The organism is Streptomyces carpinensis, from assembly GCF_002154505.1.
Classification (GTDB): domain Bacteria; phylum Actinomycetota; class Actinomycetes; order Streptomycetales; family Streptomycetaceae; genus Streptomyces; species Streptomyces carpinensis.
The window spans coordinates 20,522-28,241 of record NZ_MUBM01000156.1 but is presented as its reverse complement, the minus strand read 5'-3'; the positions used below and the strand labels follow the sequence as shown (position 1 = coordinate 28,241).

Sequence of the window (7,720 nt, the reverse complement as noted above, 5' to 3'; positions counted from 1 at the left end):
TCGGCCGGATCATGTCAGCCCTGGGCTGACATGATCCGGCCGACCGGTGGACGCCTGGCGGGTGGAGGTGGGGATCATGGCACGTACACGGACCGGAACGGCGGATCGGCCCGGCGCCGAACGGGTGCCACGGGGCCGGACCAGATGGTGGCTGGTCGCGGCGGTCATGGCGGTGCCGGCGGCGGCCCTGCTCCGTTCCTCGTCGCTTTCGCGGGCATGGTCCTGTCCGACTCCGAGTACCCACTCGGCGGCGGCCCCAAGACGGTCCCCTGCACGGAGGCGCTGAGCTTCGGCGGGGCGGCCCTTCCGGACGGCGCCCAGCAGGCCCGGGTGTGCGTGGAGCAGGGCCGGCAGGACGTGTCCTGCAGCGCGGACTTCCGGATGCCCCGGGCCGGTGTCCTGGACTGGCTGCACCACACCTACCCGGACGCCCCGGCGCCGGAGACGGAGTTCTGCGCGGACGACGCGGATCTGTGTCTGGATCTGAACCACATGAAGGGCCTGCCGGAAGGGGTGGGCGCCGACGCCGTGCAGGTGAGCGGGGTGTACGAGGACTCCGGCACCGCCCTGGTCGGGTTCGCGGCGTTCACGACGTGAGCGCCGCGGCCCGTCACCCGGCCGGGTGACGAGCCGCGCGTGCGCCCGGGAGCTACAGCGTCTTGCCGGTCGCCGGGCCCACCAGCAGGCCCTCGCCGAAGCGGTCGACGCGGACCGTGTCGCCGTCCTTGACCTCGCCGGCGAGGATCTCCCTGGCGAGGCGGTCGCCGATGGCGGTCTGCACCAGACGGCGCAGCGGGCGGGCGCCGTAGGCCGGGTCCATGCCCTCGTCGGCCAGCCACGCCAGGGCCTGCGGAGTGACGTCCAGGGTCAGGCGGCGCTCCGCCAGACGACGGGCCAGGCGGTCGATCGCCAGCTGCGCGATCCGGCTCAGCTCGTCCTTGGTCAGGGCCGAGAAGACCACCAGGTCGTCCAGGCGGTTGAGGAACTCCGGCTTGAAGGAGGCGCGGACCACCTCCAGCACCTGCTCCTTCTTCTCCTCCTCGCTCGTGATCGGGTCGATCAGGAACTGGCTGCCCAGGTTGGAGGTGAGGACCAGGATCGTGTTGCGGAAGTCGACCGTGCGGCCCTGACCGTCGGTCAGCCGGCCGTCGTCCATCACCTGCAGCAGGATGTCGAAGACCTCGGGGTGGGCCTTCTCCACCTCGTCCAGCAGGACCACGCTGTACGGGCGGCGGCGCACCGCCTCCGTCAGCTGGCCGCCCTCCTCGTAGCCGACGTAACCGGGCGGGGCGCCGATCAGCCGGGCCACGCTGTGCTTCTCGCTGTACTCCGACATGTCGATGCGGACCATCGCCCGCTCGTCGTCGAAGAGGAAGTCCGCGAGCGCCTTGGCCAGTTCGGTCTTGCCGACGCCCGTCGGGCCGAGGAAGAGGAAGGAACCCGTGGGCCGGTCGGGGTCGGAGATGCCCGCGCGGCTGCGGCGTACGGCGTCGGAGACGGCGCGCACGGCCTCGCCCTGGCCGATGAGCCGCTTGCCGATCTCGTCCTCCATGCGCAGCAGCTTCTGCGTCTCGCCCTCCAGGAGGCGGCCCGCCGGGATACCGGTCCAGGAGGCGACGACGTCGGCGATGTCGTCCGGGCCGACCTCCTCCTTGACCATGGTGTCCTTGGCGGCCTCCTCCTCGGCGCGCGAGGCGGCCTCCAGCTCCTTCTCCAGGGTCGGGATCTCCCCGTACAGCAGCTTGGATGCGGTGTCGAAGTCGCCGTCGCGCTGGGCGCGCTCGGCCTGGCCGCGCAGGTCGTCGAGCCGCTCCTTCAGCTCACCGACGCGGTTGAGGGACTGCTTCTCCTTCTCCCAGCGGGCGGTCAGACCGCGCAGCTCCTCCTCCTTGTCGGCGAGGTCGCGGCGCAGCTTCTCCAGGCGCTCGCGCGAGGCGGCGTCGGTCTCCTTGTCCAGGGCCAGCTCCTCCATGCGCAGCCGGTCGACGACGCGCTGGAGCTCGTCGATCTCCACGGGCGAGGAGTCGATCTCCATGCGCAGCCGGGAGGCGGCCTCGTCGACGAGGTCGATCGCCTTGTCGGGCAGGAAGCGCGAGGTGATGTAGCGGTCGGACAGGGTCGCGGCGGCCACCAGGGCGGAGTCGTTGATCTGGACCTTGTGGTGGGCCTCGTAGCGGCCCTTGAGCCCGCGCAGGATCGCGATGGAGTCCTCCACACTGGGTTCGGCCACCAGCACCTGCTGGAAGCGCCGCTCCAGCGCCGGGTCCTTCTCGATCCGCTCCCGGTACTCGTCGAGCGTGGTCGCGCCGACCATGCGCAGCTCGCCGCGGGCCAGCATGGGCTTGAGCATGTTGCCGGCGTCCATCGCGGAGTCGCCGCCCGCGCCCGCGCCGACGACGGTGTGCAGCTCGTCGATGAAGGTGATGATCTGGCCCTCGGAGTCCTTGATCTCCGCGAGGACCGTCTTCAGCCGCTCCTCGAACTCACCGCGGTACTTCGCGCCCGCGACCATCGCGCCGAGGTCCAGCGCCACCAGCCGCTTGTCCTTCAGGGACTCGGGCACGTCGCCCTTGACGATCCGCTGGGCGAGTCCCTCGACGACGGCGGTCTTGCCGACGCCGGGCTCGCCGATGAGGACCGGGTTGTTCTTGGTGCGGCGCGAGAGCACCTGCACGACGCGGCGGATCTCCTGGTCCCGGCCGATGACCGGGTCCAGCTTGCCCTCGCGCGCCGCCGCGGTGAAGTCGGTGCCGAACTTCTCCAGGGCCTTGTACTGGCCCTCGGGGTCGGGTGTGTTCACCCGGCGCCCTCCCCTCGCCTTCTGGAACGCCTCTTGCAGCTTCTTCGCACCGGCACCCTGCCGGGAGAGCACCTCGCCGGCCGCGCCGCCCTTGGCGGCGATGCCGATGAGCAGGTGCTCGGTGGACAGGTACTCGTCGCCCAGCTCCTTGGCCCGGCTCTGCGCGTCGGCGATCACGGCCAGCAGCTCGCGGTTGGGCTGCGGCGGAGCGACGGTCGAGCCGGTCACACTGGGCAGCGACGCGAGCACGCGCTCGGCGCCGGCACGGACGGACGCCTGGTCGGCGTCGACGGCCGACAACAGGTCGATGATGTTCTCGTTGTCCTGGCCCTCGAGCAGGGCGAGGAGCAGGTGGGCGGGGGTCAGGTCGGGGTGTCCCCCCGTCACGGCCCGGTTCCCGGCCGCGTTGATCGCGTCCCGACTCCTGTTGGTCAGCTCGGCGTCCACGGTCGCTTCTCTCCTCCTTGGCGGCGTCAGCGGTCTGCCACGTCTCCCAGTGCTGACTCAAACAACGTGCACAAAGTTGAGTCTATTCCACTCAAGGCAAGCCTCAAGGGGGTGGGCCGGTTCGGCCGGTCCGGATTCGAGCTAGGTTCCGTGTCCATGGCCACCACCACGTATGCCCTCGACCCGGGGGCTCCCGACACCGCGTATCTCGACTTCTGGCAGGAGCGGCACCTGTGCACCCTGACGACGCTCCGCCCCGACGGCACCCCGCATGTCGTCCCGGTGGGGGTGACGTACGACCCGGACGCACGCCTGGCCCGGGTGATCACCAACAGGACGAGCGCGAAGGTGGGGCACGTGCTCGCGGCCGGGGAGCAGGGGGCGCCGGTCGCGGTGTGCCAGGTGGAGGGACGGCGCTGGGCCACGCTGGAGGGGCGCGCGTTCGTCCGGACGGAGCCGGAGCGGATCGCGGAGGCGGTACGCCGCTACGCCGAACGCTACGACCGCACGCCGGGCCCGAACCCGTCCCGTGTGGTGATCGAGATCGAACTGACCCGGGCGCTGGGGCGCGGCTGAGAGCCGGGGGCGTTTTCCGGCCACGGCTCGCATGGGGGATTTCCGGAGATACCAGGGAAAACTGCAGCGGCGTCACCGTGTTCAGGTCACGGTGACGCCGCTGCGGGGGGAAGCACCTGAGCGATGTGTTGCGACGGGGGAATCGCGTCAGGCACTGCGGGGGGTGGCTGAGATGGTCCGTAGGTCGGCGGGCTCCGGCGCCACTTGCCGGTGGTCCCGCTGGTCCAGGTTCACAAAGATCATTCCGTACCGGATGGCGCACCGCACGGGCTGCGGCGCACCGCGCGGCCGCCGCAGGCACCGGTAGGCCCGTACGTCTCCGTCCTCGTCCCGCGTGACGACCACCGGCTCACCGAAGACGGTCACCATCACCGAATCGCCCCTGTGGGGGATGGCGGTGACCAGGTCGATGAAGTGCCAGCCCGAACGGTAGGCGGTGGCCATTTCACGTCGGAAGGAGCGGTCGTCGGGTGGCGTGGTCACATCAGCTCCCAGAACTGTCTGCCGCGTCCGCAGGAGCCGTGGACACAGGTACCGCCGGCCACTTACTGTCCGCCCGGTCGTCACTCTTCGTCGCTGAGGGCCCACTCAATGCCACGAGGGCCACAACGGCGGAGAAGGTGGCGACAAGTACCGAGCGAAGCGCTCTCTTACCCATAGTCGGCTTCGTCCTCACTTGAAGGTCCCCTCTTCCCCCGTCCGATACGACGATGGCTCATTCGGGCACGTCATGGCCACACAATCGGTGCATCATGTTCCTGCATGTTCAGGACCCTGGGGGGTGGAGATTTGGTGGCGAATCAGACTAAGGAGACACATCCTCATGCGGTGACCGAGATGTGCGAGGAAGGTGGCCGACTTTATGCCCATGCGCTCCGCACCGGGCGCATCTGCCGCACCGATGCGGAAGTGGCCCCCTGCCTGATGGAGTTCGCCCTGCTCCACCCAGATCCGGACGACCCGGACTGGCTTCGCCCCGTACCTCCCGTCGTGGCGCTGGCCCAGCGGCTCACCCCCCTCGAACGCGAGATAACCGAACGCCGCCGGCGATCGATCGAACTGTCCGATGCTTTCGAGCCGTTCCTGTCCCTCAGCACGCAGACGGCATCGGCCACCCCCTCCATCACGGTGCTGGAGGGCAGCGACCGCATCAACGCGGCGCTCGACCTGGCCACGTCCCAGTGCCAGAGCGAGATGCTCACCGTCCAGCCGAGCAACCGTTTCACCGAGCGGACCATCCGGCAGGGCCTGGAGCGGGACACGGCACTGGTCGACCGCGGAGTACGCATCCGCACCCTGTACCAGCACACGGTCCGCTACAACCTCGAACAACTGGCCTACGTGGATCACCTCGCCAACGGCAAGGTGGAGTACCGCACGATCGACGAGCTGGTGGAACGCCTCATCATCTGCGACGAGTCCGTCGCCTTCATCCCCACCCGCGACGACCAGAAGGTGGCCCTGGAGCTCCGCCATCCCGGACTCATCCGCTATCTGATCAAGGTCTTCGAGTTCATGTGGAACCGCGCGGTCCTGCTGAGCGCCACCACGCCCTACGAAACCGCCCCGGACGGCATCACGGAGATCCAGCACTCCATCGCCAAACTCCTGGTGGAGGGCCACGTCGACGAGGCGATCGCCCGCCGCCTGGGCATGAACGTCCGCACCTGCCGGGCGCACATAGCCAAGCTGGCCAACGCGCTGGGCAGCGGCAGCCGGGCCCAACTCGGGTATCTCATCGCGCAGTCCGGGATCCTGAAGCAGGAGCACTGACGGCGACAGTGGGAGGGGGCAGGCAGTGAGCCCGGCAGCACATCCGGAACACCGACCGGAGGACCTCTGCTCCGTGGGCGTGGCCCTGTACGAACGGGCCCTGCTCGAGGGGCGGGTGACGGTGGAGGAGGCCGCCGCGGCGCCCTGCCTGGTGGACTTCGGGCTGCTGCACCCGGCGGTCGACGAGGTGAGCCGGCTGGAGCCGGTCACCCCCGCGGCCGCGCTGCACCGGCTGCTGCGCGTCGCCGAGCGACGCATCATCGACGAGCGGCGGCACGCGGAGCGGCTGGCCGAGACGTTCGAACCGCTCCTGCGGTTCGGCCACCGGCACAGCGGGGCGGCGGACACCCCGGGCCTGAGGGTCCTCAGCGGTGTTCCGCGGATCAACCTCGCCATCACCGAGAGCATGGCCGAAGCGGCCCAGGAGGTGCTCTGCATCCAGCCCAGCGCCCACTACGGAGGCCGGCGCGGCGAGGTGGCGCAGGTCCTCGCCATGGAGCGCGACCAGGCCCTGCTCGACCGCGGGGGCCGTATCCGCACGCTCTACCAGCACACCCAGCGTCACCTGCCGCTCGTGCTCTCCCGCTACGAACGGCTCAGCGGCGACGTCGAGGCCCGCACCCTCGACGAGCTCACCGACCGCCTGATCGTCATCGACCGCGAGGTCGCCTTCCTCCCCGCCGACGCGGACGGCACCGTCGCCCTCGAAGTGCGCCACCCGGCGCTGATCTCATACTTCGTCACCACCTTCGACCGGCTGTGGCGACTGGCCGCCCCCATGTACCCGCTGACCGTCCCGCGACCGCCCGAGGGCGGCGTCACCCACCGCCAGCGCGCCATCGCGAGCCTCCTCGTGGAGGGCCACACCGACGCCGTCATCGCCGACCGCCTGGGCATGAACGTACGCACCGCCCGGGAGCACATCGCCAAGCTCGCCGCCCGGCTGGGCAGCGCGAGCAGAGCCCAGCTCGGCTATCTCATCGGGCGATCCGGGATTCTCGACCGGGAACCGTGACCGCCGGCGCCTCGGCGGTGCCCGGCGGCCCGTCCAGGCCCGCCTGGGCGATCCGGACGCCCAGCTGCGTACGGCTGGCCGCGCCGAGCGTCTCCGACAGGCGGGCGATGTGCGCACGGCAGGTGCGCACGCTGATGCCCAGCCGCTCGGCGATCACCGCGTCCTGGTGTCCCTCCGCCAGCAGCGCGGCGATGGACCGCTCGCGGTGGGAGATGCCCTCGATGCCGGTGTCGGGCAGCGGCGCGGTGAGCGGGATGGCCAGCCGCCACAGCCGTTCGAAGACGGTCACCAGGTACTCCACCAGCGCCGGGTGGCGCAGTTCCAGCGCCATCGTGCGGTCGGCGTTGGCGGGCACGAAGGCGACCGTGCGGTCGAACAGGATCAGCCGGTCGATCACCTCGTCCAGCGTGCGCGCCTCGACCGCGTCGCCCATCAGCTCCAGGTAGTTCAGCAGCCCCTGGCCGTGCCGGGCCACGTGCGTGTACAGGTCGCGCATGCGCACGCCCCGGCCGCGCAGCGCCAGCGCCCGGTGCAGGCCCTCCGACAGCTCGTGCTCGCGGCGGATGCCGCCGGGCTGGACGGTCAGCACCTCCGTCCGGCACGCCTCCGTCGCCTCGTCCATGGCCGCCTGGATGCGCGACAGGCCGTCCAGGACGCGGATCGCCGTGCCCTCGGCCGCGGTCTGGAGCGGCTGGACCTGACTGCCCAGGCCCGCGTACCGCTCGAAGGCCGCCACCGCCGAGCCCACCCGGCGGTGGCTCTCGCTGACCTCCTCGAACATCCCGCGCAGCAGGCGGGTCATGACCTCCTGCGGCGCGGTCGGCACCAGGAAGTCCATGTCGTCGGGGTCCGGGTGCAGCAGGGCCAGTTCAAGCAGGCAGGGCACCGGCTCGGCGTCGCGGCGCGGCACACGTCCGCGCCGTACGGCCCGGGAGTACACACGATCCCCGGCCTCGCACAGTCGGTCGGCACCGTGTGGGTGCTCGTGAGTCCCGCGCCCGGCCATGCTCCATCACACCCCCGGCTCCCGCGTCGTCCGCAGCGCAACTATGCGCGGCCCGGACCAGCTGTGCAACACGGCTCCCTGGGCGCCGAGCACCGGAAACCGC

Annotated in this window: 7 protein-coding genes; 4 read left to right on the top strand and 3 right to left on the bottom strand. The window is 70.7% G+C overall.

All coding sequences use genetic code 11. The annotated features are described in order from the left end of the window. The first annotated feature begins 144 nt into the window (after positions 1-144). A complete protein-coding gene (locus BZY54_RS50300) occupies positions 145-597 on the top strand; it encodes a hypothetical protein (protein ID WP_143668081.1) in 453 nt (150 codons plus the stop codon). Between the two features lie 52 nt (positions 598-649). On the opposite strand, the gene clpB is transcribed toward BZY54_RS50300, so the two are convergent. Further along, the gene (clpB, locus tag BZY54_RS21105) at positions 650-3,247 is read right to left on the bottom strand and encodes an ATP-dependent chaperone ClpB (RefSeq protein ID WP_086726750.1); all 2,598 of its coding nucleotides are present in this window, start codon (positions 3,245-3,247) and stop codon (positions 650-652) included. A gap of 156 nt (positions 3,248-3,403) precedes the next feature. Between clpB and BZY54_RS21100 the strand changes: the two genes are divergently transcribed. Continuing rightward, positions 3,404-3,823: a pyridoxamine 5'-phosphate oxidase family protein gene (locus BZY54_RS21100; protein ID WP_086726749.1), complete on the top strand. Its 420-nt coding sequence runs from the start codon at positions 3,404-3,406 to the stop codon at positions 3,821-3,823. A 147-nt stretch (positions 3,824-3,970) separates the two neighbouring features. On the opposite strand, the gene BZY54_RS21095 is transcribed toward BZY54_RS21100, so the two are convergent. After that, positions 3,971-4,306, bottom strand: a complete 336-nt coding sequence (locus BZY54_RS21095; RefSeq protein ID WP_086726748.1) for a Rieske (2Fe-2S) protein — start codon at positions 4,304-4,306, stop codon at positions 3,971-3,973. A gap of 279 nt (positions 4,307-4,585) precedes the next feature. On the opposite strand from BZY54_RS21095, the gene BZY54_RS21085 reads away from it, so the two are divergent. Both BZY54_RS21085 and BZY54_RS21080 read left to right on the top strand, forming a co-directional pair. Further along, complete coding sequence (locus BZY54_RS21085; protein ID WP_167414035.1) at positions 4,586-5,596, top strand: helix-turn-helix domain-containing protein; 1,011 nt, start codon at positions 4,586-4,588, stop codon at positions 5,594-5,596. Positions 5,597-5,621: 25 nt separating this feature from the next. Further along, positions 5,622-6,611: a helix-turn-helix transcriptional regulator gene (locus BZY54_RS21080; protein ID WP_086726745.1), complete on the top strand. Its 990-nt coding sequence runs from the start codon at positions 5,622-5,624 to the stop codon at positions 6,609-6,611. Here BZY54_RS21080 and BZY54_RS21075 read toward each other — a convergent pair. Continuing rightward, positions 6,574-7,617 carry a helix-turn-helix transcriptional regulator gene (locus BZY54_RS21075; protein ID WP_086726744.1) on the bottom strand — a complete coding sequence of 348 codons (1,044 nt, stop codon included), beginning with the start codon at positions 7,615-7,617 and terminating at the stop codon, positions 6,574-6,576. The two genes, BZY54_RS21080 and BZY54_RS21075, sit on opposite strands and share 38 nt — an antisense overlap. Between the last annotated feature and the right edge of the window lie 103 nt (positions 7,618-7,720).

Coding starts and splice junctions, on each gene's coding strand:
- BZY54_RS21100 (WP_086726749.1), top strand. CDS start 3,404: ATGGCCACCACCACGTATGCCCTCGACCCGGGGGCTCCCGACACCGCG.
- BZY54_RS21075 (WP_086726744.1), bottom strand. CDS start 7,617: ATGGCCGGGCGCGGGACTCACGAGCACCCACACGGTGCCGACCGACTG.
- BZY54_RS21085 (WP_167414035.1), top strand. CDS start 4,586: ATGTTCAGGACCCTGGGGGGTGGAGATTTGGTGGCGAATCAGACTAAG.
- BZY54_RS50300 (WP_143668081.1), top strand. CDS start 145: ATGGTGGCTGGTCGCGGCGGTCATGGCGGTGCCGGCGGCGGCCCTGCT.